This is a genomic window from Leptolyngbya subtilissima AS-A7, from assembly GCF_039962255.1.
Classification (GTDB): domain Bacteria; phylum Cyanobacteriota; class Cyanobacteriia; order Phormidesmidales; family Phormidesmidaceae; genus Nodosilinea.
Window position 1 is genome coordinate 202,020 of the sequence record NZ_JAMPKY010000010.1, and the last position, 23,231, is coordinate 225,250.

The window sequence follows — 23,231 nt, forward strand, 5'->3', positions numbered from 1 at the left end:
AAAAAACTTTTGTTTTTCTTAATCTTTGAGCTATCTTAGCACAGCCATTTTATGGTTACAGCTTTCAACAATAATTAATTTTTCGGCAACAGAGGTTAACAGTTGATCTAGGCTGCCGAGTCAACATTGCCGCGCACTGCCGGTCTACAGGTAGGCCTGCTCGGCCTCAATTCGGCAGGTTTGTTAGACTATGAAGGTTCCAACGGGACGATCCCTCACCCCACCAAGGATTCACTGGCATGACGGTTGCACCCTTCCCAACCCCGCTGCTTAAGACCAATGACCTGCTTCAGCGGGATTATGCCGCCCCTCGCGATCGCTTCGACAGCGCCTGGGAGGCCACCCTATCGACCCTGCTTGGGCTAGGTCGCGCCGCTGGGGCCGACTTTGTTGAGTTTTTCCTAGAGCGCAATAACTACATTAGCTGTCAAGCCGAAGACGACGCTATCACTAGCCTGTCGCCCCGCTTGGTGACCGGTGCCGGGGTGCGCGTGTTTCGTGGCCAAGCCGACTGCTATGTCAGCACCAACGATCTCACCTTTAATGGACTCAAGGCTGCCCTCGACAAAGCCCTTGCCATTATGGGGCTGACTCTGCCCGGCCCCCACACCAACCTGGCCGAAATTAACTTGGAGCTGCTGCGCGACTACGCTACCGCCAAAGGCAAAGACGACTGGCTGAGCCAGTGTAGCTCGATGCAGGAAATGGGCGACGTGCTGCTGGCCGCCAACAGTGCCTTGGGCCAAAAGGCCAGTCACGTGCAGTCACGTCGCGCCGTCTACTTCCGCGACTGGCAAGAGGTGTTGGTGGCCGCCAGCGACGGCACCTTTGCCCGTGACATTCGCCTTACCCAGTCGGTGGGTTACAACCTGCTGTGCGCCGACGGTGAGCATCGCTCCTCCATTGGCCAGCGGGCGGGCGACACCAGCGACCCGGCCTTTTTGCGCCAGTGGGATTACACCACTGCCGCCGCCGATGTGGCTGAATCTGCTGGCAAGATGCTCTATGCCGACTACGTCGAGTCGGGCAGCTATCCAGTAATTATGGCCAACAAGTTTGGCGGCGTGATCTTCCACGAAGCCTGTGGACACCTGCTGGAGACCACCCAGATTGAGCGGGGCACTACCCCCTTCATCGACAAAAAAGGCCAAAAGATCGCCCACGAAAGTCTTACCGCCTGGGATGAAGGGCTGACGACTGACGCCTTTGGCACCATTGACATGGATGATGAGGGCATGCCCGCCCAGCGCACCCTATTGATTGAGAACGGCATTCTGAAGAACTTTTTGAGCGATCGCGCTGGCTCGATGCGCACTGGCCATCCCCGCACCGGCAGCGGTCGTCGTCAGGGCTTTACCTACGCCGCCGCCAGCCGCATGCGCAACACCTACATCGCCCCCGGCGACTACTCGCTAGACGAGCTGTTCGCCTCGGTTGAGAAAGGCATTTACTGCAAGCAGATGGGCGGCGGCAGCGTTGGCCCCACGGGCCAGTTCAACTTTTCTGTCTCTGAGGCTTACTTAATTGAGAACGGCAAAGTCACCAAGCCCCTCAAGGGCGCGACCCTAATCGGCGAAGCTACCGAAATCATGGACAAAATCTCCATGTGCTCCAACGATCTAGATCTGGCGGCGGGCTTCTGCGGCTCCATCAGCGGCAGTATCTACGTCACCGTGGGTCAGCCGCACCTCAAGGTTGACTCGATCACCGTCGGCGGACGTTAGGAGAGTGGATGAGTGAAGGGGGTGGATGGGTGGATGAGTTGGGCAAGCTGCCAAAGCCATCCACTCATCCTCGTTAAATGGTTTCCTCCTTCACCCATTCACCCCATCCACCCATCCACCCCTTACCCATCCACCCATCCACTCTTTTCCCCTATGCCCACCATCCAAGACATCGCCGCCTACGCCGAGTCGAGCGCGAAGAAGCTCGGCATCGTTAAATACGACGTGTACGGGTCTTCTGTAGACGAGACCAGCGTGCAGGTTGATAAGGGCGACCCCAAGCAGGTCAAGGCCTCAAACCGCTCCAGCGTGATTGTGCGGGTGTGGAACCCGGACGGCAAGGTGGGGGTGACCTCCACCAGTGACGTCGACCCGCTGGGTATGGATTTGGCGCTGCAAACGGCCCAGGAAGCGAGCGCTTTTGGAGTCGATGACCACATTCCCGACTTTAGCCCTGAAGCCGTGGCTCCTACTGCCGATGTGCAGGTGGAAACGGTGCCGCCAGCCCCGGTGGGAGATTTAATTTCGACCCTGGTAGAGGCCGAAAAGCAGTTGTTAGCGGCCCATCCGGCGATCGCCAGCGTGCCTTACAACGGTCTATCCCAGCGCAGCATCGATCGCTTTTACCTCAACAGCGCTGGGGCGCTGCGCCAGGAGGCCCGCTCCTACGCTTCGCTGTATCTCTATAGCAAAACCGAACAGGAGGGCCGCAAACCTCGCTCTGCCGGGGCCATGCGGGTAAACCGGGGCCTGCCTCTGCTCGATATTGAGGGCTGCCTGAAGGAAGCCACGGAAAAAACTATCAGCCACCTCGACTACAACAAAGTGGCCTCAGGTAAGTATCGGGTGGTGTTTTCTGGGGAGGCGTTTTTGAGTCTGCTGGGAGCGTTCTCAAACCTGTACAACGCTCAGAGCGTGCTGGACAACCGCAGCCTGTCTACGGTGGATTCGCTGGGGACGGTGATAGCTTCGCCGCTGCTGTCGGTGTACGACGATGCCCTGCACCCCGAGAATGTCAGCGCCGAAACCTTTGACGGCGAGGGCACCCCTACTCGCCGGGTGCCGATTATTGAGCAGGGCGTACTGACTCAGTTTTTGCACAGCGCGGGCACGGCCAAGCGCATGGGGGCTAGCCCTACGGGCCACGCCAGCATTGGCGCGAAGGTTTCCGTCGGCCCCAGCTATTACCAGGTGTTGCCAGGGGCCGAGGCCTCGACCGAGTTTAGTCTAGAGAATGCCGAGAACGTGATTTTCATCGACGACTTGCAGGCGCTCCACGCTGGGGTAAATGCGCTTCAGGGATCATTCTCGCTGCCCTTTGATGGGTGGTTGGTGAATGGGGGCGATCGCACCAGCATTGAGTCGGCCACCGTAGCGGGGGACTTCCGCGAGCTGCTCAAGGCGATTGTTCATATCGAGCCCGAAGCAGAAATTACCCCCGGTGGTCTGTGCCCACGCATCTGGGTCGATGCGCTGTCAATTACGGGAGAGGGGTAAATCAGGGTTGAAGGTCTAAGGTTTCGGGTGCAAGGTTTAGGTCATCTCTTGGACCCGACACCTTGCACCTGTTCAACGTCCGGATCAGGCCACCCAGTTTTGCACGCCCGCCTGCACTAGGCCAATGCCCACCTGCACCAGGGTAAAGCCCGTACCCGCTAGCAGGGCCGCTTTGACCAAGCCAATATTGAGCCCGGCGCGGACGGCGGCGATCGCCCCCAGCAGCGTCCATCCCGCTAGGGCCAGCGTGATTGGTCGCCCCAACAGCGGAATCACTGTCAGCAGGTTTAGCACCTGTGGGGTGTAGGCAAACCCCACCGCGATCGACAATTCTCGGTAGGGAGGCGTAGTTGGTGCTAGGTAGGTGTTGATCTTCCAGAGCGCGTAGGTCCAGAAATAGTACCCAGCCAGCACAGTCAGGGTGTTGATCAACACTCCAGCCACTAGCTGCGGCAGAGAAGGGCGGTAAAGCAGTAAAATGAGGCCGCTGCCCAGTCCGTGGGAGAGGGCGGCGAACCCAACAATGCCCTGGGCAAACCGTGCCGCTTTTGGGTAGCGGTGGCTGTGCTCATAAAAATCTTGGTTTAGCGTTAGGGCATCGGCTAGCACCCGCCGTAGCCCCCTGCTTGTCTGCCGCTGACCCATAGAATGTGTCCGTTATCGCCTGGCCCAGTCTACCCCTGGGGCCGCTACCAATGAAATCTCTGCTGCAAACTCTGATATCGCGATCGCTGGGCGACACCAGTAAGCTGTTGGCCGCCCTGGGAATATTCTTCTTGGCCTGGGGGACGATCTCTCCGATTAGTACCCTGTCGTGGTGGCTGCGGGATGGCAACGGCCTGGCTGAGCAGCGCCCCAGCCTGCCTGATGGAACCACGACGACCGAGGGAGGGGCGCAGTGCTATTTAGTATTTTTGGCTGGGGTGGGCAATGTCGCCGATGTTGACCTCGACCCAGGGGAAGAGGCCTTTTTGAACCAGATGGCGGCGGCGGTGCCTGGCTGCGTTGTAGTGCGGGGGGTGTTTCCTTACTCGGCGGTGAGCGACAATGTCGGTAGTCAGCCCCTCTTTCGCTGGCTGTGGCAGCTCAGCGAGCGCCCCGGCCAGGAAGACAGCCTAGCCCGCCTGGTGATCAAAATTCGCAACCTGTGGCGGCTGGCCCTCTCCGCCGACAACCGCTACGGACAGGCCTATAACCGGGGGGCGGCGGCCACCATTCTAGAGCGTATGGCCGCAACAGAGGCTGTTTCCCTGGAGAGCAAGGAACCTATTCAGCTGGTGCTGGCGGGCACTAGCGGTGGAGCCCAGGTCGCCCTTGGGGCAGCTCCTTATCTAAAAGAGTGGCTGTCGGTTGAGGTGACGGTGCTCTCCTTTGGCGGTGTCTTTGACGGTGAGGAGGGCTTTGACGCGGTTGAGCAGGTCTACCACTTCCACGGTCAGGGCGATCGCATTGATAACCTGGGGCTAATTCTGTTTCCATCGCGCTGGGGTTGGACTGTCGGATCGCCATATAACCGAGCGCTGCGGGCCGGCAAGTATGAGGCGATCGCCAGCGGCCCCCACGCCCACGACGGCGATCGCGGCTACTTTGGCCAAGGCCCCGTAGAGGGTAGTGTCAGCAAAGGCACCACCTACCTCGACCTTACCCTAGAGCAGGTTCAGGCCCTCCCCCTCTGGCCCACCTCGACGACCGACGGTGCGCTATGAACTCCGCTACGTCCTCTCCCCGCTCTGGCTATACACTGCCAGTGTTTGCCTGTGCCGGGGCAGTGGCTGCCCTGCGGCAACTGGTGGATAGTTGCGATCGCCCCCAGATCATCACACTTGATCTGCTCAATCCACCCCGCCCCGCCGACATCCCCATTGCCCAGCTGGCTCCCTTACCTGATGGCTCAGTATTAGCTATTACCCACAGCGATCCCGGCGATAACCTGGACCTCACCCGTCATACCCCGCTTTGGTCCGTGGTGGCCTGGGGGGATGACGATCAGACTGACCCCATTCAGCTAGAGGGGGGCGAGGGCATCGGCAAGCAGCGCGATCAGGATGGGGCACCAGCCATCTATCGCTACGCCCAAGTGTTAATTACCCATCACCTAACGCCCCTACTGCCACTGGGAAAGACCCTCCGCGTTACGATTATTTTGCCCGAGGGTCGCGCTCTGGCAGAACGCACCTCCAACGCTGCTTTTGGGGTAGTAGAAGGGCTTTCGCTGCTCGGTACCGCCGGTATCTCTGAACCTCTCAGCGCACCAGGGCAGCTCGATCAGTCTAGAGAAATTCTGCGGGGCAAGGCTGCGCGGCACGCTTACCTAGTGTTTTGCCTGGGCGAAAACGGGCTGGATCTGGCGGTGAAATTGGGGATCAACCCCGACTGTCGGGTGAAAACCGCCAACTGGCTGGGGCCAATGCTGGTGGAGGCAGGGCAGCTGGGGGTGGCTGGGGTGCTGCTGCTGGGGTATCACGGCAAGCTAATCAAGCTAGCTGGGGGGATCTTTCACACCCACCACCACGTCGCCGACGGTCGCCAAGAGATTCTCGCCGCCTGCTGCGCTGGGCAAAATGTGCCGCTGCCCATCATTCAAGAGATTCTCAACGCCAAAACGGTGGAGGCCGGACTAGAAATTTTGAGAGAGCAGGATGGCGAGCTGGTCCGGCGCGTCTATCAGCACATGGTGGAGCGCATTGACGAGCGGTCTGCCACCTACGTCCATGCCCATACGGGCAGTTCTCTAACGGTGGGGTCAATGGTGTTTGATCGCCAGCGGCAGATCGTGGCTAGAAGCGATCGCGGTCAGACTCTGTTCAATCAAGTTTTGATAGACTAGAAGGAATATTTTTTTACAAAAATCCTATAGCAGCCTTTTACTTATCTATTCCTCCTGCCGTGCTCGGGCAAGGCGCGGCTGCCATTTTTAGACGTTTCTTACCCCAAAAGCATTCAGGGTTGTTCAGTTTAGTTATCTAAGAGCCAAGCCAGCCTTGGCTTTGTAATCCGTCTCACCCAGCAGCATTTGTAGAATGCGTATCCTATGGCATCCTTAGGTACCCTCAACTTTTTAAGCCAGTAGACGCCTAACCCTGATCGCACCGCACTCGAATTCACCATCACCTGCAGGATTAACCCATCGTGACCCTTCAAACCGAATCCACTGCCGACATTGGGGAAGCCTCGCTCCCAGATCTCAACCGCCAAATGCTGGTGATTCTAGACTTTGGCTCCCAATACTCTGAGTTAATTGCTCGCCGCATTCGCGAAACCGAGGTGTACTCGGAGGTGCTCTCCTACCGCACCACTGCCGAGCAGCTTAAGCAGCTCAACCCCAAGGGCATTATTTTCTCCGGCGGGCCCAACTCGGTATACGACAACGGCGCCCCCCACTGCGACCCCGCTATTTGGGATATGGGCATTCCGGTGCTAGGGGTGTGCTACGGCATGCAGCTGATGGTGCAGCAGCTCGGCGGTCAGGTCGAGCGCGCCGAGCGGGGCGAGTATGGCAAGGCCGATCTCTTCATTGACGACCCCACCGACCTGCTCACCAACGTCGAAGACGCCACCACCATGTGGATGAGCCATGGCGACTCTGTGACCCGCCTCCCCGATGGCTTTGAGGTGCTGGCCCACACCCACAACACCCCCTGCGCCGCCGTTGCTGACCATGCTCGCAAGCTCTACGGGGTGCAGTTTCACCCCGAGGTGGTGCACTCAAAAGGGGGCATTGCCCTGATTCGCAACTTTGTCTACCACATTTGCGAGTGCCAGCCCACCTGGACCACTGAAGCCTTTGTGGAAGACGCCATTCGCGAGGTGCGGGCGCGGGTAGGAGACAAGCGCGTGCTGCTGGCCCTCTCGGGTGGGGTAGACTCGTCGACCCTGGCCTTTTTGCTGCACCAGGCGATTGGCGACCAGCTCACCTGCATGTTTATCGACCAGGGCTTCATGCGCAAAGATGAGCCCGAGCGTTTGGTGAAGCTGTTCGCTGAGCAGTTTCACATTCCGGTGATTCACGTTAAGGCGCGCGATCGCTTCCTCGCTCAGGTTGAGGGCGTCACCGACCCCGAGGTCAAACGCAAGCGCATCGGCCACGAGTTCATCCGCGTATTTGAAGAAGAGTCGAAGCGCCTTGGCCCCTTCGACTACCTTGCCCAAGGCACGCTATACCCAGACGTGATTGAGTCCGCCGATACCAATGTGGACCCCAAGACCGGGGAGCGAGTGGCGGTGAAGATCAAGAGCCACCACAACGTCGGCGGTCTGCCCAAGGACCTGCAATTTAAGCTGGTGGAACCCCTGCGCAAGCTGTTCAAAGACGAAGTCCGTAAGGTGGGCCGCTCTATCGGTCTGCCCGAAGAGATCGTGCGTCGTCAGCCCTTTCCCGGTCCTGGCTTGGCGATTCGCATCATCGGCGAAATCACCAAAGAGCGGCTGGAGATTCTGCGCAACGCTGACTTTGTGGTGCGCGATGAGATCGCTAAGCAGGGCATGTATCACGACTTTTGGCAAGCTTTTGCGGTGCTGCTGCCGGTGCGCAGCGTGGGCGTGATGGGCGATCAGCGCACCTACGCCTACCCGATTGTGCTGCGCCTGGTCAGCAGCGAAGACGGCATGACCGCCGACTGGTCGCGGGTGCCCTACGATTTGCTAGAGACAATCTCGAACCGTATCGTCAACGAGGTGGAAGGGGTTAACCGGGTCGTTTACGACATCACCTCGAAGCCGCCTGGCACCATCGAGTGGGAGTAGATCTCAATTCAAATTTGGTGTGAGCCGGGCAGTGCATGGGCTCGGCTCACACTCGATGCTGCTTACAGGAGAGCAGCCATTTCTCGGCTGCTTTGGGCGATCGCAGCTGCACGGTAGACAGATGGGCATACTCCGGTTGCTGAAACAGGACCGGATACTGCTTACGCTTTTTCCAGTAGGTGCGCACCAGCCAGACCAGAATTGAATCGCGGCTGAAAAACGATTGACGAAACGTCTCTCGATTGCCGTTCCAAAGCTCTTCTTGGTGAAGCGATCGCCGCCAGGTGCGCCGCAAAAGCCGCCTCAGCACCAGCCCAAACGGGTAATCCAGAAATACGACCGTGTCGGCTCTACTCCAAACAATGTCGCGCACGGCGCTGTAATTGCCATCTACTACCCAGCGATCGCCGCTCAACGCCAACCTGACGCGATCGCGAAAGACCTGAGGCTCCGCAGGTGTCCAGTTTGGCTCCCACTGCAAGGCATCTAGCTCAATATGGGGAATCAGGCAGCGCTGGGCCACCCGCCGCGCTAGAGTTGTCTTGCCAGATCCGGTAGTGCCAACGATGGCTATTCGCTCCATGCAATTATCCATTCCCGAATCCATTGTTCAATCTATCCGGTTGCCCGAAAGCCGCATTGAAGCAGAGCTTTTGAAAGAACTTGCCCTTGCCCTTTATGCCCAAGAGCTGCTGTCCTTTGGCAAAGCCCGCGAACTTGCCAACCTCGATCATCGTCAATTCAGCCAACTCTTAGGCGATCGCCAGAACGTTCAACATTATTCAGCATCTGAACTCGACGAAGATCTGGACTATGCCCGTCGTCAGTAACACCTTGCCCTTCTTAAACCTGGCAATCATTGATCATCTGTTCCTACTACCTCAGCAATTTGGGCAAATCCACATTCCCCCAGCCGTTCTCTCAGAGCTAAAGATTAACGATAATCTACGCCGTTCTGGTGCTCTACAAACTGCCATTAAGGATGGTTGGCTGATCCCCCAAACTTTGAAAGATAGCGCATTGGTTAGCCTCCTAAGACAAGACCTGCACCAAGGTGAATCTGAAGCCATTGCCCTAGCTGTTGAACTAGCTGCCGACACAATTTTACTCGACAAGAAAGAGGTTCGACGAGCGGCTAGAGCATTAGAGCTAGGCGTTACAGGAATTTTAGGCGTCCTGCTCAGAGGGCGCTTTGAGGGAAGCATACCTTCCCTCAAAGCTGTAATAGACCGCTTACAACAAGAGGCTAATTTTTGGGTGGCACCAGCGCTGCGGGCCTAACTCCTGAAGGAAAGCGGTGAGTCGTAGGATGGCCGTTAGACCTAACTCAGCTTGCAGGTGAGCTTGCCATCGGATTCACCGCCGATTTCTCCATAGTCGACTAGGCCGACGGGGAAGGGGGTGACTTTCCAGATGTCGCTGCAGTATTCGGCGATGGAGCGATCGCTTGAAAAAGCCCCCATCCGCACCGAGTTGAGAATCGCCATGCGTGTCCAGCTGTCGGCATCGCTGTAGGCGCGGCCCACCGTCTCTTGGCAGTCAATGTAGGCCTGGTAGTCAGCCAGCAGCATGAACGGATCGTGGTACAGCAGCTTGTCGAGCAGGGGCTTGAATAGATCGCCATCGCCGTGGGAAAAGTGGCCGGAGGCAATCAGGTCGATCGCATCCTTGAGCATGGGGTGACGGTGGTAATAGCTGTAGGGATCGTAGCCTTCGGCCTTAAGGGTCACCACTTCGGGGGCGGTGAGACCAAAGAGAAAGAAGTTCTCAGCGCCGACGGCGTCGCGAATTTCCACATTGGCCCCGTCGAGAGTGCCGATGGTGAGCGCTCCATTCATGGCAAACTTCATGTTGCCGGTGCCCGAGGCCTCAAAGCCCGCAGTAGAAATCTGTTCAGAAAGATCTGAGGCCGGGTAAATGCGCTGACTGTTGGTGACGTTGTAGTTGGGTAAGAAGATTACTTTGATCTGGTTGCGCAGGTCGGGGTCTTTGTTGACCATGTCGCCCACGGCGGTGATCAGTTTGATCATTAGCTTGGCCATGTGATAGCCAGGGGCTGCCTTACCGCTAAATAGAAACGTACGCGGCGTGATCTCCAGATTAGGGTTCTGCTTTAGCTGGCTGTAGAGGGTAACGATGTGCAGCACGTTGAGGTGCTGGCGCTTGTACTCATGAATGCGTTTCACCTGCACATCAAACAGTGAGGCGGGGTCGACTAAAATGCCGTGCTGACTGTGGATGCGGCTAGCCAGATCGCGCTTGACGGCCTGCTTAATTGCCCGCCACTCGGCTCGGAAACCGGCGTCGTCGGCCAGGGGTTCGATCGCCTTGAGTTCATCGAGGTGCTTGATCCAGCGATCGCCAATTCGGCTCGTGATCAAGGTACTCAAGCGCGGGTTGCTGAGCACCATCCAGCGGCGGGGGGTGACGCCGTTGGTTTTGTTGCAGAACTTTTCGGGGAAGAGTTCGTAGAAGTCGCGCAGCACGGTTTCTTTGAGCAGCTCGCTGTGGAGGGCGGCAACACCGTTGATGGTGTGGCTGCTGACGCAGGCCAGGTTGGCCATGCGCACATAGCGCTCCCCAGATTCGTCAATCAGCGACATGCGGGCCAGCCGCTCCGCATCCTTAGGAAATTTCATCCGCACTAGGTCAAGAAAACGGTTGTTGATCTCGTAGATAATCTGCAAATGGCGGGGCAGCAGCTGGCCAAATAGGCTGACGGGCCACTTTTCTAGCGCTTCAGGTAGCAGGGTGTGGTTGGTGTAGGCCAGGGTCTTCTGGGTGATCTCCCAGGCCAGAGTCCAATCTAGGCCGTACTCATCGAGCAGCAGACGCATCAGTTCGGGGGCTGCGATCGCCGGGTGCGTGTCATTGAGCTGAATGGCAAACTTTTCGTGGAACTGCTCCACGGCCATGCCCTGCCCTTTCAAAATGCGAAACATGTCTTGCAGGGAGCAGGAGACAAAGAAAAACTGCTGCTCGAGGCGCAGCTGCTTGCCGGCAGTTTTTTCGTCGTTGGGGTAGAGCACCTTCGAGATGTTTTCTGAGGCAACTTTTTGCTCGACCGCGCCGTAGTAGTTGCCCTGGTTAAACACCGCAAAGTCAAAGGATTCGATCGCCTCGGCTTTCCACAGGCGCAGGGTGTTGGCGGTGTTGACCTGGTAGCCCAAAATTGGCGTGTCGTAGGGCACCCCCAACACTTCGCGATCGGGCACCCAGCGCACCCGGTAGCGCTCTTTGTCGTCGGTGTAAGTTTCGGTATAGCCGCCCAACTTGACCTCTACCGACCATTCGGGCCGCACCACCTCCCAGGGGTTGCCGTAACGCAGCCACTTGTCGGTGCGCTCTACCTGCCAGCCGTCGCGCAGGTCTTGCTCAAAAATGCCGAACTCATAACGAATGCCGTAGCCCACCGAGGGCACCTCCAGCGACGCTAAAGAATCGAGGTAGCATGCCGCCAGCCGTCCCAGGCCGCCATTTCCCAAACCCGGCTCCTCCTCCTGGGCCAGCAGCTTGTTAAAGTCGAGGCCCAGCTCTTCCATAGCCTGCCTGGCCGGCTCGTAGATGCCCATGTTGATCAGGTTGTTGCCCAGGTGCGGCCCCATCAAAAACTCTGCCGACAGGTAGCAGACCGTGCGGGTGCGGTGCTGGGTATAGCTCTCGGCGGTGCCATTCCAGCGGTGCAGCATGCGATCGCGCACCGAATACGCTAGGGCCATGTAGTAATCGTGCTGGGTGGCCAGCGACACCGGCTTGCCCTGCACATAAAACAGATTGTTGAGAAACGCCCGTTTAATGCTCTCGATATCGGTAGCGGTGCGCTCTTTGGCTAGGGCGGTGGATACAGCAACGTCTACGGGGGAAGGAGTATCCATAGGTGATCGATCCTGGCTCAGGGCAGTGAGTGACTCTATTGATCAAAGGAAATTAGGCGATCGCACAGTGTGGCCTAAGGCACGATTTAACCTTAGTTAAAGAATGGCGAAATCTATCGCAAAAGAAAGAAGTATAGAAGAGCGAAACGCAAAAAACGCTCGACAGATTTGAAGGTTCAGCGTTTTGGGCTGTCCCAGCCCGTAGTTTTCCTGCCGTAGCGAGCGTTGACTTTGAGGGCGTTTGAAACGTGAGTCGCCGTAGCTTTAGTCACCGGCTGATTCCCCTTGCCCCCCTAAAAAGGGGGATAAAAGTCCCACTTCTTAAGGGGTATTGAGGGGATCTCCACTTTCGCTGCAAGAAATAGGACTTTTCAAACATCCTCTTGGCCGTCTCAGCTCCCCCTCACATACTGGTCGAACCACCGAAACTGCTCCCAGAGCACGTGCTCTACACTCTCTCTGGCTCGATAGCCGTGGTCTTCGAAGGGAAGCAGCACCAGCCGGGTAGTGCCTCCCGCACCGCGCACGGCTTCGTAGAAGACTTGGGACTGGAACGGTGGGGTACCAGGGTTAGAGTCGTCGTTACCGTGGATGAGTAGAACCGGATCGTTGATTTGGTCAGCGAAGAAGGTCGGTGAGAGCTGAACGTAAACATCCCTTGCTTCGAAGAGGGGGCGACGCTCGGCTTGGAAGCCAAAGGGCTGGTTTGTTTTGTTGTAAGAGCCGCTGCGGGCGATGCCGGCTCGAAACAGATCGGTATGCGCCAAGAGGTCCGCCACCATCAGCCCGCCGTGGCTGTGGCCGATAACGCCGATGCGTTCGGGATCGGCCACGCCGATTTTGACGGCCTTCGCTACGGCAGCTTCCGCATCAGCCACTAATTGAGGAATAAAGGTGTCGTAGGCGGTCTCCGGATCGCCGAGGATCGGCATGGCGGTTTGGTCGAGTACGGCGTATCCCTGGAGCAGGAAGTAGAGGTGGGAGGCTCCGTATAGGCGCATGAAGCGCTGGGTCGAGCCGCTAACCTGTCCGGCGGTAGCTGCCCCAGAGTATTCCATGGGATAGGCGTAGAGCACCGTGGGTAGCGGTGTGCCCTCCTGGTATCCGGGGGGCAGATATAGGTGAAAGCTGAGCGGAACGCCGTCGTTGCGCTCGTAGCGCACAATGCGTTTTTCGATCGCGCGCAACTGAGGGGTGGGGTCTTCAAACTGCGTGATTGGTTGGCGTGTTAGGGCGCGAGTGGCTTCGCCCTCAGCCGCCTCGATGGGCTGGCTAAAGGTGGCCAGATGATAGTTGGGCACATCTACAGCTGACTCAGAGCGCAACACGACGCGATCTTTGCCGCCGGCAAAGGCCACCACGTACTCGTAACGATCGGGCGCGCAGCGGAACAGGCGCTCAGTCTCCCCGGTAACCAAGTGGCGCAGGTCGAGGAACGGGCGATCGCCCTCGTCGGTGGCACCGCTGCCGCTGAAGTAGACAGCATCTCGCTGCTGGCGCAGCACCTGGCGACCGTTGGGCAACGTGCGAAACATCGGGAAGCCCGGACTGCCGTAGCGATCGTCCTCGTCTAAATCGAACCACAGGCGCGATGTGCCGTTGTCCACATCCAGCAGCCAGACGTAGCGCCAGCGGCGAATGCGCTCGCGCTGGGTGAGCATAAGCGTGCCGCCGTCTGCCCCCCAACCACAGCGCTGGGGCTGAATGCGGTGCTCGGCTTTGAAAATGACTTCGGGCTCCGCTGTGAAGGGGGCCTCTAGACGCATGAGGCGATCACGGTGGGGCACTTCAGCCACGGGGTTGCCACCATCAAGCGCCTCAACCCAAAAGAGCGTATGCGGCGCAGTGGAACGCCAGGCCACAGAGCGCGGGCCAATGGGCACACCGTGAGCCGGGACTGCGTCGGCTACGGGCAGAGATGCGATCGGGGCGGCAAACTCGCCCTGGTTATTCCACACTTCGATCTCGTTGGCGAAGCGCCACCAGGCTACCTCGTGAGACCAGGGACCAACCAAACGCTTGACGAGGAGATATTCACCAGACGGTGAGAACTTAGCCTTGGTGTAAAGAGCCGGGGCACTAATGACTTCTACCTGGCCAGTGGCCGGATCAACGATCGCCAGCTCGGAGGTGGCGTAATACTCGAAGAGGGCATCGTCATGGGCTGTCTCTAACAGGTTGCGGGCCTCGTAGGTCGATCGCGATGAGGCCCCTGCCCCTTCCATGATCTCTGGCCCTGCTGGGATGGCTGACGGTTCAGGCGCAGGCCCCCGCGCCGGAATGCGGCGAACCAGCAGGCGATTCTGGTCGGGTAGCCAGCTCACGGCGCTGCCCAGCAGTGGGTTGAGCGCTAGCCCTTCGATCTCGACTACGTCGCCTGCCACCGAGCCGACCCATAGCCCAATGCGATCGCTATGCCTGACGGTGAGCGCAAAGCGCTGGCCATCTGCCGTCCATTTCACCGCAAAAATCTCGGTCTCCTCGGGCAGGTCGAGCCGGGTTGTGGCTCCATTCTCGACTTGCACTAAGCGAGGGCAGGTTCCCCCATGGCGGCCATGGTGATCGTTGAGCAGGGGGTTGAGCCGGATGCCGGCCAGCTTGTGCATAGGCGCGGCTAGTTCGGCCAAGGGGGGGTAGAGCACCGGATCGGCAAGGAGCAAATGCGCTCCCCCTGGTGCCGTCCACACGTAGGGGAGTTGCGGAGCGTGGAGCACCTTTAGCACGTCTTTTGGGGGAGTCTGCCACCCTGTTGCCGACTTCAACTGGTCATCCAATGCCCCTACGCTTGCTGCTGTCATAAGTGCTGCCGTTATTAATCCAAGACTGTTAGCCCAACCTGAGTTCGGGATAAGCCAAGCATGGCATACGCGGCGTCTCTGTTTCTTGGCTCTAAAGTTCCTCTTTCTAAATCCCCTCTCTCAGCTCCTTTCCCCTAGCCCCTCTCCCTAAATCCCTCTCCCTCAGGGAGAGGGACTTTGAGTGTGTCTGGCTCCCCTCTCCCTTAGGGAGAGGGGCTGGGGGAGGGGGAGAGGGGCAGGGGGTGAGGGAGGGCGGCTGAGAAACTACCCATCAAAAAAAGCCCGTGGGGGAGAACCCACGGGCTAGACATCAGGGGGAAACGAATTACAAAACGCTGGCGAATTAGGCGCTGCGGTGGCGAGGGCGCTTGCGTTCTGACTTCTTCTTGTAGCCAATGGCCTGGGTGGCGTTGCTGTCGGGGCCAAACTGAGCCCGCACGGCTTCTTTCATGCCCAGAATTGAGTTGTGAAACTCCCATTCGGCTTGGCGGGCCGCATCGCTGGCGGCTTTGACCATGGCTTGCAGCTCGGTTTCTTTTTGCTGCATGGCCAGCATGGTGTTGAAATTAGCTTTGAGGGCTTCAGGCGACGCATCGGTGCGGACGGGGAGATAGCCGGCGACGGTGCCGAGGCCATTGAGGGAGTCAATGTCGTTGCTGATGGTTTTAACAGGCAGCCGACGGGTGATGTTGACAACGGGCATGGTAATACACCTTGGGTTAATGGTTTATATACGGGCACGATCAAATAGCCTGCCTGAGGAGAGTTCAGGAATGGTGACGGAGGTTTGGGGGAGCGACGAAGGTCAGGGCAGGCGACGGAAGACACGGTTGGGGCGAGGCGTTGTCTCGTCTATTGCCAAGATTGCCCGGTGTAACAAGCCGATCGCCGCCTCAATTTGAAAGATTTTGACCCAACACCAGCGGTTTTGATAAAGCCTGGATGAATGTTGCCGCAGGTCGAAGCGAGTTTTGGCACAACCATGGTGATGCAGCGCGGGAATGAGCGATTCGCTGCTATGACAGAAGCATTGTGCATTGAGCAGGTAAGCGTGCAGCGAGCGACTATTCGAAGTTGCTCTATGACAGAAGCATTGTGTATTGACAACTTAAGATGTTGTGCGATCGCAGCAGCATTGGCGCGCCGCAACTTAAGATGTTGCCGCTTGACAATCGAATGTTGCGCGATTGCATTAAAGCATTGCAGTCTGACAATCGAATGTTGCGCCGCTGCACTAAAGCATTGCGGCCTCACACTAAAGGATGCAGCTCTGACAATCAAGCGGTGAAGTGCTGCAATAGGCGATCGCACCAGCGCAGGGGAAGGTGTCTAACGTGCTGACTCAATGATCACCCCTACGGAACGAAGGGGCAGCAAATACTGAGCCGGCGTTCTAGGCTCTGTAGCGATTTTGACTTGATTTAGAGATCTGAATAGAGTACTTTACTGAGCTAAGGCTGTGTGAGTGCAGTCTGCGTTTCCCAAAAATTTGGTCTAACGCCACTGGAAGGTGCTACCAACACCAACCAGCGGCTAACCCCGTTGACAGGTACTAGCTGTCTCGGAGGCTAAGGAGATTTTACCTGGCCGTCCTGAACTGCACATGTCTGGGGCGGCCAAGTTTTTGGGTTTCTTCCCCGTTGTTTCATCGGCAAGGAACCCGATTATGTTGTGTTTGCCATATTTGGTGTCGTCGTCCCAGAACCGGGAGGCGACCAGTCCGCTGCTGCTATCAAATCCGGCTGCTCAGCCGGGGCGCGAGCGCTTGCGCCATCTGGTGATTGGCTCAAGCGACGGCGTACAGGGGGCCATTAACCACTTGCATCTGCTGAACTATGCCGAGCGCCTAGAGTGGAGCCGCCTGTTTACCATCCCCGCCTCAGGGATTTTGATCACGCCGGAACAGGGGGAGGTGTTTAGCTACCTACTGCGCTACCGACAGTTGAGTTAGCGACGAATTAGAACCCTGGGTTCTGCAAAAGCCCAGGGTTCTTCTGCCCTCTGGATAGGGTTAAACCCCGTGCCACAATGAGAGCAAGGCTAAACCCTGTTCCCCTTCAACCTACGAAGGATTGGCAAAACCTATGATCGCAAGGCTCAACTTCACTCCGATGGCTCCCCAGGAGTACCTGGAATGGGAATCTACCCAAGACATCAAATACGCCTATGTGAACGGGGAAGTCTTTGCAATGACGGGGGGGACAATTCCCCATAACCAAATTGCGCTGAATTTAGCCTCTGCGCTTAAAGCTCATCTGCGGGGTGAGGGCTGTCTGGTAGTGATGGCCGATGTCAAGGTGGAGGTTTCTCAAAACGGGCCTTACCATTACCCTGATGTGATGGTGAGCTGCGATAGACGCGATCGCAATGCGATTAAACTTATCCGCTACCCCAGTCTGATTGTGGAGGTGCTGTCGCCGAGTACTGCCGACTATGATCGGGGCGACAAATTTACCCACTATCGCCAAATACCTACCCTGCAAGAATACGTTTTAATCAGTGCTGACACCATTAGTGTTGATCGCTATCGCCGCATCTCGTCTCGCCATTGGGACTTACAAACTTACATAGAGTCAGAAACTCTAAGCCTCGCTAGTGTGGACTGGCAAGCCCCCATTGAATTGCTCTATGAAGATGTGCGGTTTGCTGAAAATGCGGAGGAGGGGTAGAGATTTTGATTACCCTGGAGCAGGGAGAGATGTTTCGATTGTTAAGGTGGGATTGACATGCGGTTTAAAATCAGTGTCCTATAGACCAAGATTTGTTGCGAATGAGACAAAGTATCATTTAATATCCAAGGAAACCTAGTTTGCGAATATATTGAACCCAGCAGTGAGAGAGTTAACGAATTAAGCCTGTTTAGATTGCCACCTCTTCCAATAACTTTACTTCACAAATGGCTGACGACTATATCTACGTTATTACTGACACATTTCCTACCGGCGGACGCGATAGCAATGCTCCCCAAAATCCCTTTGACGATAGTTCACCTCTTAACCCAAAGGCTAGACGGTTTGGTGTTCCTGTTTCAGCTGAAAAGCTAGAGCAGGGAATGGCAGAATTTCTTCAAACTATGGGTCGAGTTATCCAACATGCTCAAGAACGTGCTACCGAACTAGGCAGTATGGAACTAGACGAAGTTGAACTATCAGTGCAAGTTAGTGGCGAAGGGCAGTTAAGCTTATTGGGATCTGGCACAAAAGTAAGTGGTAGCGGCGCAATGACGCTGCATTTCAAGAAAAAACCTCTTCTTGATTTTAATAAATAGCAATGGCTAAAAACTGGGCAATGGTTATTGGCATTAATGACTACAACCCGGTGAACTTTGCACCGCTGAGGTATGCTCGACAAGATGCTGAACGGGTAAAAGACTTTTTCGAAAAAGCTGGTTTTGAGGTGTGTTTTTTTGCTGACAACTCCCCGCCTTTAAACTTGCGTGATGGTCATACTATTCGAACCAAGCCAAGCTGTGGTGACTTGACAACTTTTTTAGAAGACCGCTTCGAGCGCCCTTTTTTGAATACAGGTGATAATTGCTGGTTTTTCTTCGCTGGCCATGGTGAACGCCATCGAGATCGCGATTATCTGATGCCCGAGGATGCTAATTCTCGTGGCGAAAAAATTATAGGCTTAGAAGTTAATTATGTACAAGAACGCCTAAGCCGCTGCGGCGCTGATAACGTAATTATGATTATCGATGCTTGCCGTAGTCAAGGTAGTCGAAATAGCACTGGCATCGGCCGAGATATTCAAAAAGGTCTGATTACCTTCTCATCCTGCCAGCCTACACAAAAATCATGGGAAATTGAAGAGTTAGAGCAAGGGGCTTTTACTTTTGCCTTTTTGGAAGCTTTACAACTACCTGAGGAACAGAACTGTGCCACAGTAGAGCGGCTCAGTAGTTATCTAAAACGTCGAGTACCTAATCTCTGTCAGCAGTATGGAAAAGTTCCTGCCCAAACGCCACGTATCAGTGTTGATCCAATTGAGAAACAGCATTTTATTTTGCTTCCAAAGCATGCGCGAGAAGCAGATATTAATCAGTTGAAATTAGATGTTTTTCGGCTTAAGGATAAGAATCTAATTCTAGCCGAACAAATCTGCATTAGGCTAAACGCTTTAGCCATGGGGGAAGACCTAGAAACAATCAATCTGCTAACAGAAATTCGTAGTCAGATCAGAAAACAAACTTTCAATGAACCCAGGGTCAATCAAAACTGCGACGTGGAAAATTCTGTTGCAAGATCGGCTAAGGCTATAAATACAACAGTCAAGAACTCTATAGCAGAAAATTTCGCAGTTACCTCCGAGCTCGGTCCTGCTACACCATTTCACGCTAGCGCTCAGCTCAGTGGAGATTCCCTAGAGTCAATCACTGTTGGCTCTTACAATAACCTCAGTCATTCTTGGAACAAGCTACTGGAACGTAGTATTGGTCCTAAGGAACTGGCCGAGTTGTATCCATTCTTATACGATGCTCTGAAAGAGTTTGAATTTGAGTATGTTTTTCTTAATTCTTATGGCGAAAAAGTACTAGAGAAAAAGTCTAAATCATTTTGCTTAACTGAAAATATTGGTTCAAGCATGTATTTGGACATGGTGGTCATTCCTTCAGGTCGCTTCTTAATGGGTGCATTTGAGGAAAAATCTTTTCAAGATGAATTGCCGGTTCGCGAAGTTGAAATCGAAGGTTTTTTGTTTGCAAAGTATCCCATTACCAAGGGACAGTGGAAGACTATTGCAAACCTACCAAAAGTAGAACGAGAATTAAAAAGGCTACCCTTAAGAAAGGGCGGTATGTGGCACCCTGTAACACAAGTTTCTTGGGGAGACGCAAATGAGTTTTGCAGAAGATTATCTAAATATACAGGAAAACTTTATAGACTTCCTAGTAAGGCCGAGTGGGAATATGCTTGCAGAGCTGGTAGCTTGACGCCTTATCATTTTGGCCAAGCTATTACATCAAATATTGCAAACTATGATGGAAATTATCCTTGCAACTTAGACTTGAAGGGCATATTTCGGGAAAATCCTACAGACGTTAGAAATTTTCGGTATGCTAACGCGTTTGGACTTTTTGATATGCATGGAAATGTTTGGGAGTGGTGTCAAGACTCTTGGCATGATAACTATAACAATGCTCCGTATAATGGAAATCCATGGCAAGAAGATGGAGACACAGGTAGTAGAGTTCTACGGGGAGGTTCATGGGTTAACGAAGCTATAAAATGTCGCTCTGCATGCCGTCAGAGAGGCGATGCTGAACATAAGTCTACTAATACAGGATTTAGAGTTGTGCGAGAAATCAGCTCCTCTAGCTCCTAGAAATCCTTTCTTTAAAACCACTTAAACATCAGTAGTATATTAGATAGTCTTGTTGGTTCCTAAAGAACGAACATACTCATCTTCAATAGGTATGTGCTCAAAAAACTCGATATTTTTAATAAAGCCAGTTTCCTCAGAAACCTGCTTAATTGCTTCTTTTATGCTGATCAAAGGAACTTGGAAAAAAATCTCGTCTTTGGTTGACTTTATTAATCCTTTTTTCGTAAAACTTGTTTTGGATTTTCTCTAAGGAGTCTGCTGCATCTTCAGAATATGCTCTTATATGAATAATGAAGGGAAAAGGGACAAAAGGATTCATTGTCTTGATATATTTTTCTGGTTCACCACTTTGCGTCATAAATACCCTATAAATATCTTCACCGAACGAACCTTCGTTAGAAACCACATATATATTTCCTGATTTTATCAACCTGTAACGGGAAACAGCATTTTCTCTTTCTTCCTGAGCTTTACTAATGAGATTGTCATATTGTCTCTTCCTTGATTCTAATTCTCTTAGCTTTACTCCAACTGCTTTCTCCATTTCCACCTTTATTGCTTCTCTTTCCTGCTCATATTTTGTTTGCCTCTCTAAAGCTTCCTCTTCTTCTTTTCTAGCTTTTTCAATAGCTTCTCTTTCTTTTTTCTCTTTCTTCAATTGTTCCCTAATAAAGCGGTTTTGCTCCCTCTCTTCTTCTTTTTTAAGTTCCATTTCATATTTTACTTCTAACTCCTTGATTCTTAACTCATAATACTCTCTGGATATTTCGCACTCCAAATTTTTTGATAGTTTATTTAGACTTTCGTAGCTCCTTAATATCCTCTTCTTAAGATTGTTGACGTTACCCGTCTTTGCGTTGTCGATTGCTGAGTCGCAAATATTATCAAACGCTTCACGGATTACTCTGAGATGACTACGGATAGCTTTTTCACCCTTTTTTAAGTCGTTTCCTAAGGGCCAAGGATTTCTGCAAAAGACTGCTTGGTCCGACAAAATCATTGTTTTTCTTTCGTTAGTAATTTGATCAAATCTCAGCTTATAATCTTCAGATCTAACAAAACTATATTTAGGCTCATGAAAACCAAGTTGTTGAAGATGATTTTCTTCTTCAACAACTTTTGTTTTCTCTTCAACATCAGCAAGATAAAGAGCCATTTGTCGCTCTCTGCTATGTAAACTCTCTATATATCTCTTCTTGCTTTCTATCTTTGCATCCAACTCTCTTTCTTTTTCTTCTTTAGAAACAAGGGTATTGTATCTACCCATCTTCTTCAACAGAGCTTGATTTTCCTGGTACAGCCAAACTGTTGCCCAACACAAAGCAGTTAATACAAGAAAAAGGAAAGCGTTAGGTAGCATTTGCTGAAGTTTTAAAGTTGGTTGAATTCAGTCAATTTTATTAAGTGTAAAATATTTGTGGACTCAGAAAAGTGGTCTTAGGATAGGTCAAACACGTTTATATTCAACATTGAATAAAGATTCTTCAAGAGGCGGGTGTGAAGTTGAGTGAACAATAACTCTACAATTCCTAAGGCAAAATTGAAAATGCTATCAGGCCTTGAATTGTGCAAATGTCATTCGATTGATTGCTGATGTTTGCTTCTGAAACTTTGGTACGCTCCTCAAAATTGAATTTAGGGTCTGAACAAATAATGCCACCCTCTGATTACCAATACTAACCAGCCTAGCGCGGCATAACATCATTCAGCCGTAGCGTTAGCTGAGGCAACAGTGGCGAATCAATCGCTTCACCCAGCCGATACTGCTGTTGTTGATAGTCTTCGCCAACTAACCGACATACCGTAAACGTAGGCTGCTTAGGGCTACCAATAAACACCCGCCCACCCAAACCTCGATAGTCCACAATCCAATATTCTGGAATGCCAAATAGGGCATACTCTTCCACCTTGCGGGCATAGTCCGTTTCCCAATTAGTGCTCACCACCTCAACAACCAGCTTTACCGAAGTGCCCAAGGTAATCACAGGCTCTCGTTCCCACAGCGGCTCATGTACCAAGGCCGGTTCATCGAGCACCACCACATCCGGGCGGCGAGCCGTGGCAACATCAGCAAATGGTCGCAGCAAACAAGTGCGAGGAATAACCCACGGATGGCCCTGGCGATCGATTTCAATACTGAGCTGGCTGGCGACTTTTCCGGCAGTAGTTTCGTGGAAGCCAGTGGGTTCCATATCTATGAGTTCTCCGTCGGCCAGTTCGTAGCGAGGGTTGTCGCCATAGCGGGTCAAAAATTCGTCAACGCCAAGTACCAGCGACGAAGAGGTCTGAGTCATAGAGAAGACTCCCAGAGCTGAGCGGTCATAGAACAATAGTAGGGAATTAGGAGCTGCCTTACATCATCAGCCCGCTAAGGATGCTGGCTCCACATCGGGGGTCAGGCGTAGTACGAGATACTCCTCATCAAAATAGGTGCCGTCAATACACAGAGAATCACGCTCTAGCCCAAAGATCTCAAAGCCGCGCGACTGGTAGAGAGCGCTAGCCGCAACGTTGCCCGCCGTGACGCTGAGCACGATCTGCCGCAGGCCATCTAGACCTCGGGCATGGGCAATAGCGCGATCGAGCAGGCTTGAGCCTACCCTTTGACCGCGGAACTCAGGCAAAACATACATGCTCCAGAGAGAGCCAACGTGGGCTCGCTTTGGGCGGTGCTCGCGCGAAAACCCGAGCATCCCTATGAGTTGAGTGCGATCGCTAAAAGCACCAAAAATGCCGCCAGCCGCATCGTTGTTAGGTCGCAGTCGAGCAGCAAAATCGGCCAGCGAGAATTGCGCTTCCTGCTCATAGCTAGAGGCAAAGGCCGTTGGCGACTCCTTCAAAGCGTGGAGACGCAGATCGCGATAGGCCGCGATATCCTCAGAGTTGAGAAATCGTATTTCCATGGTTAAACGTTAGAACTAATCACCCTGACCTACTTGCCTGTGCCTTTGCTTCCCCCTCGTCCCAAGTACTGTCCGTGAATGCTGACGGCATAGGGAACCAAATACGTGAGCCCAGCCGAGTACCAGCGGGCTCGGGTCATAGTGCCGGCCCGCACCGCTGCCCCATGGTTAATGGCAAACAGCAGCGTACCAATCACAACGGCCACTCGCACAGCACGGCTGGCCATAGACGGCGTTACTAATGCCCTCAAGTAGCCATAGACTGCTTCCATTTTCTCGCTTTTGAACCATGTCTCCAGTGAAAGACTCTATCGTATCGACTGGTCGAGGTTCCGTCACATGGCAGCCAATACTCTTCTTTAGCCC

At 54.0% G+C, this 23,231-nt stretch carries 20 protein-coding genes; 11 read left to right on the plus strand and 9 right to left on the minus strand.

What is annotated here, in order from left to right:
- Nucleotides 1–239 precede the first annotated feature (239 nt).
- Both NC979_RS20800 and NC979_RS20805 read left to right on the plus strand, forming a co-directional pair.
- On the plus strand, nucleotides 240–1,724 hold the full coding sequence (locus NC979_RS20800; RefSeq protein ID WP_190521286.1) for a TldD/PmbA family protein: 1,485 nt from the start codon (nucleotides 240–242) through the stop codon (nucleotides 1,722–1,724).
- 153 nt (nucleotides 1,725–1,877) lie between these two features.
- Nucleotides 1,878–3,221, plus strand: a complete 1,344-nt coding sequence (locus NC979_RS20805) for a TldD/PmbA family protein (protein ID WP_190521287.1) — start codon at nucleotides 1,878–1,880, stop codon at nucleotides 3,219–3,221.
- A gap of 84 nt (nucleotides 3,222–3,305) precedes the next feature.
- Here the strand turns inward: NC979_RS20805 and NC979_RS20810 are convergent, their stop codons facing one another.
- Nucleotides 3,306–3,866 carry a hypothetical protein gene (locus tag NC979_RS20810; RefSeq protein WP_199308924.1) on the minus strand — a complete coding sequence of 187 codons (561 nt, stop codon included), beginning with the start codon at nucleotides 3,864–3,866 and terminating at the stop codon, nucleotides 3,306–3,308.
- A 50-nt stretch (nucleotides 3,867–3,916) separates the two neighbouring features.
- Between NC979_RS20810 and NC979_RS20815 the strand changes: the two genes are divergently transcribed.
- From NC979_RS20815 to guaA, 3 genes are all read left to right on the plus strand, one after another.
- Entirely contained in the window at nucleotides 3,917–4,927 is a 1,011-nt protein-coding gene (locus NC979_RS20815; RefSeq protein WP_190521289.1) for a hypothetical protein, read from the plus strand.
- Nucleotides 4,924–6,048 (plus strand): cobalt-precorrin-5B (C(1))-methyltransferase CbiD, encoded by a 1,125-nt coding sequence (cbiD, locus tag NC979_RS20820; protein WP_190521291.1) that lies wholly within the window; start codon nucleotides 4,924–4,926, stop codon nucleotides 6,046–6,048. The genes NC979_RS20815 and cbiD overlap by 4 nt, the downstream gene beginning before the upstream one ends.
- A 302-nt stretch (nucleotides 6,049–6,350) precedes the next feature.
- The gene (gene guaA / locus NC979_RS20825) at nucleotides 6,351–7,964 is read left to right on the plus strand and encodes a glutamine-hydrolyzing GMP synthase (protein ID WP_431191098.1); all 1,614 of its coding nucleotides are present in this window, start codon (nucleotides 6,351–6,353) and stop codon (nucleotides 7,962–7,964) included.
- Nucleotides 7,965–8,010: 46 nt separating this feature from the next.
- On the opposite strand, the gene NC979_RS20830 is transcribed toward guaA, so the two are convergent.
- The gene (locus tag NC979_RS20830; RefSeq protein WP_190521294.1) at nucleotides 8,011–8,547 is read right to left on the minus strand and encodes an AAA family ATPase; all 537 of its coding nucleotides are present in this window, start codon (nucleotides 8,545–8,547) and stop codon (nucleotides 8,011–8,013) included.
- Between NC979_RS20830 and NC979_RS20835 the strand changes: the two genes are divergently transcribed.
- Nucleotides 8,531–8,794 carry a UPF0175 family protein gene (locus tag NC979_RS20835; protein ID WP_242024100.1) on the plus strand — a complete coding sequence of 88 codons (264 nt, stop codon included), beginning with the start codon at nucleotides 8,531–8,533 and terminating at the stop codon, nucleotides 8,792–8,794. The genes NC979_RS20830 and NC979_RS20835 overlap by 17 nt on opposite strands.
- Nucleotides 8,778–9,245 carry a PIN domain-containing protein gene (locus NC979_RS20840; protein WP_190521296.1) on the plus strand — a complete coding sequence of 156 codons (468 nt, stop codon included), beginning with the start codon at nucleotides 8,778–8,780 and terminating at the stop codon, nucleotides 9,243–9,245. The genes NC979_RS20835 and NC979_RS20840 overlap by 17 nt, the downstream gene beginning before the upstream one ends.
- Nucleotides 9,246–9,286: 41 nt before the next feature.
- Here the strand turns inward: NC979_RS20840 and NC979_RS20845 are convergent, their stop codons facing one another.
- The 3 genes from NC979_RS20845 to NC979_RS20855 form a co-directional block, all read right to left on the minus strand.
- Complete coding sequence (locus tag NC979_RS20845; RefSeq protein WP_190521298.1) at nucleotides 9,287–11,839, minus strand: glycogen/starch/alpha-glucan phosphorylase; 2,553 nt, start codon at nucleotides 11,837–11,839, stop codon at nucleotides 9,287–9,289.
- A gap of 392 nt (nucleotides 11,840–12,231) precedes the next feature.
- Nucleotides 12,232–14,637, minus strand: a complete 2,406-nt coding sequence (locus NC979_RS20850) for an alpha/beta hydrolase family protein (protein ID WP_190521300.1) — start codon at nucleotides 14,635–14,637, stop codon at nucleotides 12,232–12,234.
- A 343-nt stretch (nucleotides 14,638–14,980) separates the two neighbouring features.
- A complete protein-coding gene (locus tag NC979_RS20855) occupies nucleotides 14,981–15,340 on the minus strand; it encodes a hypothetical protein (RefSeq protein ID WP_190521302.1) in 360 nt (119 codons plus the stop codon).
- A 963-nt stretch (nucleotides 15,341–16,303) separates the two neighbouring features.
- Here NC979_RS20855 and NC979_RS20860 point away from each other — a divergent pair.
- From NC979_RS20860 to NC979_RS20875, 4 genes are all read left to right on the plus strand, one after another.
- Nucleotides 16,304–16,588 (plus strand): hypothetical protein, encoded by a 285-nt coding sequence (locus NC979_RS20860; RefSeq protein WP_190521304.1) that lies wholly within the window; start codon nucleotides 16,304–16,306, stop codon nucleotides 16,586–16,588.
- 133 nt (nucleotides 16,589–16,721) lie between these two features.
- Entirely contained in the window at nucleotides 16,722–17,306 is a 585-nt protein-coding gene (locus NC979_RS20865) for a Uma2 family endonuclease (protein ID WP_190521306.1), read from the plus strand.
- A gap of 227 nt (nucleotides 17,307–17,533) precedes the next feature.
- Nucleotides 17,534–17,905 (plus strand): Pepco domain-containing protein, encoded by a 372-nt coding sequence (locus tag NC979_RS20870; protein WP_190521308.1) that lies wholly within the window; start codon nucleotides 17,534–17,536, stop codon nucleotides 17,903–17,905.
- Nucleotides 17,906–17,907: 2 nt separating this feature from the next.
- Nucleotides 17,908–19,962: an SUMF1/EgtB/PvdO family nonheme iron enzyme gene (locus NC979_RS20875; protein WP_190521318.1), complete on the plus strand. Its 2,055-nt coding sequence runs from the start codon at nucleotides 17,908–17,910 to the stop codon at nucleotides 19,960–19,962.
- A 145-nt stretch (nucleotides 19,963–20,107) separates the two neighbouring features.
- Here NC979_RS20875 and NC979_RS20880 read toward each other — a convergent pair whose 3' ends face one another.
- The 4 genes from NC979_RS20880 to nrtS form a co-directional block, all read right to left on the minus strand.
- A complete protein-coding gene (locus tag NC979_RS20880; protein WP_190521320.1) occupies nucleotides 20,108–21,229 on the minus strand; it encodes an SNIPE associated domain-containing protein in 1,122 nt (373 codons plus the stop codon).
- Between the two features lie 418 nt (nucleotides 21,230–21,647).
- Nucleotides 21,648–22,256 carry a Uma2 family endonuclease gene (locus NC979_RS20885; protein WP_190521322.1) on the minus strand — a complete coding sequence of 203 codons (609 nt, stop codon included), beginning with the start codon at nucleotides 22,254–22,256 and terminating at the stop codon, nucleotides 21,648–21,650.
- A 66-nt stretch (nucleotides 22,257–22,322) separates the two neighbouring features.
- On the minus strand, nucleotides 22,323–22,865 hold the full coding sequence (locus NC979_RS20890; RefSeq protein ID WP_190521324.1) for a GNAT family N-acetyltransferase: 543 nt from the start codon (nucleotides 22,863–22,865) through the stop codon (nucleotides 22,323–22,325).
- A 29-nt stretch (nucleotides 22,866–22,894) separates the two neighbouring features.
- A complete protein-coding gene (gene nrtS, locus NC979_RS20895) occupies nucleotides 22,895–23,137 on the minus strand; it encodes a nitrate/nitrite transporter NrtS (protein ID WP_190521326.1) in 243 nt (80 codons plus the stop codon).
- Nucleotides 23,138–23,231 lie beyond the last annotated feature (94 nt).

Excerpts from the sequence above, each read along its gene's own strand:
- NC979_RS20800 (WP_190521286.1), top strand. The coding sequence starts at position 240 with ATGACGGTTGCACCCTTCCCAACCCCGCTGCTTAAGACCAATGACCTG.
- NC979_RS20805 (WP_190521287.1), top strand. The coding sequence starts at position 1,878 with ATGCCCACCATCCAAGACATCGCCGCCTACGCCGAGTCGAGCGCGAAG.
- NC979_RS20810 (WP_199308924.1), bottom strand. The coding sequence starts at position 3,866 with ATGGGTCAGCGGCAGACAAGCAGGGGGCTACGGCGGGTGCTAGCCGAT.
- NC979_RS20815 (WP_190521289.1), top strand. The coding sequence starts at position 3,917 with ATGAAATCTCTGCTGCAAACTCTGATATCGCGATCGCTGGGCGACACC.
- cbiD (WP_190521291.1), top strand. The coding sequence starts at position 4,924 with ATGAACTCCGCTACGTCCTCTCCCCGCTCTGGCTATACACTGCCAGTG.
- NC979_RS20835 (WP_242024100.1), top strand. The coding sequence starts at position 8,531 with ATGGCTATTCGCTCCATGCAATTATCCATTCCCGAATCCATTGTTCAA.
- NC979_RS20830 (WP_190521294.1), bottom strand. The coding sequence starts at position 8,547 with ATGGAGCGAATAGCCATCGTTGGCACTACCGGATCTGGCAAGACAACT.
- NC979_RS20840 (WP_190521296.1), top strand. The coding sequence starts at position 8,778 with ATGCCCGTCGTCAGTAACACCTTGCCCTTCTTAAACCTGGCAATCATT.
- NC979_RS20845 (WP_190521298.1), bottom strand. The coding sequence starts at position 11,839 with ATGGATACTCCTTCCCCCGTAGACGTTGCTGTATCCACCGCCCTAGCC.
- NC979_RS20850 (WP_190521300.1), bottom strand. The coding sequence starts at position 14,637 with ATGACAGCAGCAAGCGTAGGGGCATTGGATGACCAGTTGAAGTCGGCA.
- NC979_RS20855 (WP_190521302.1), bottom strand. The coding sequence starts at position 15,340 with ATGCCCGTTGTCAACATCACCCGTCGGCTGCCTGTTAAAACCATCAGC.
- NC979_RS20860 (WP_190521304.1), top strand. The coding sequence starts at position 16,304 with ATGTTGTGTTTGCCATATTTGGTGTCGTCGTCCCAGAACCGGGAGGCG.
- NC979_RS20865 (WP_190521306.1), top strand. The coding sequence starts at position 16,722 with ATGATCGCAAGGCTCAACTTCACTCCGATGGCTCCCCAGGAGTACCTG.
- NC979_RS20870 (WP_190521308.1), top strand. The coding sequence starts at position 17,534 with ATGGCTGACGACTATATCTACGTTATTACTGACACATTTCCTACCGGC.
- NC979_RS20875 (WP_190521318.1), top strand. The coding sequence starts at position 17,908 with ATGGCTAAAAACTGGGCAATGGTTATTGGCATTAATGACTACAACCCG.
- NC979_RS20880 (WP_190521320.1), bottom strand. The coding sequence starts at position 21,229 with ATGGGTAGATACAATACCCTTGTTTCTAAAGAAGAAAAAGAAAGAGAG.
- NC979_RS20885 (WP_190521322.1), bottom strand. The coding sequence starts at position 22,256 with ATGACTCAGACCTCTTCGTCGCTGGTACTTGGCGTTGACGAATTTTTG.
- NC979_RS20890 (WP_190521324.1), bottom strand. The coding sequence starts at position 22,865 with ATGGAAATACGATTTCTCAACTCTGAGGATATCGCGGCCTATCGCGAT.
- nrtS (WP_190521326.1), bottom strand. The coding sequence starts at position 23,137 with ATGGAAGCAGTCTATGGCTACTTGAGGGCATTAGTAACGCCGTCTATG.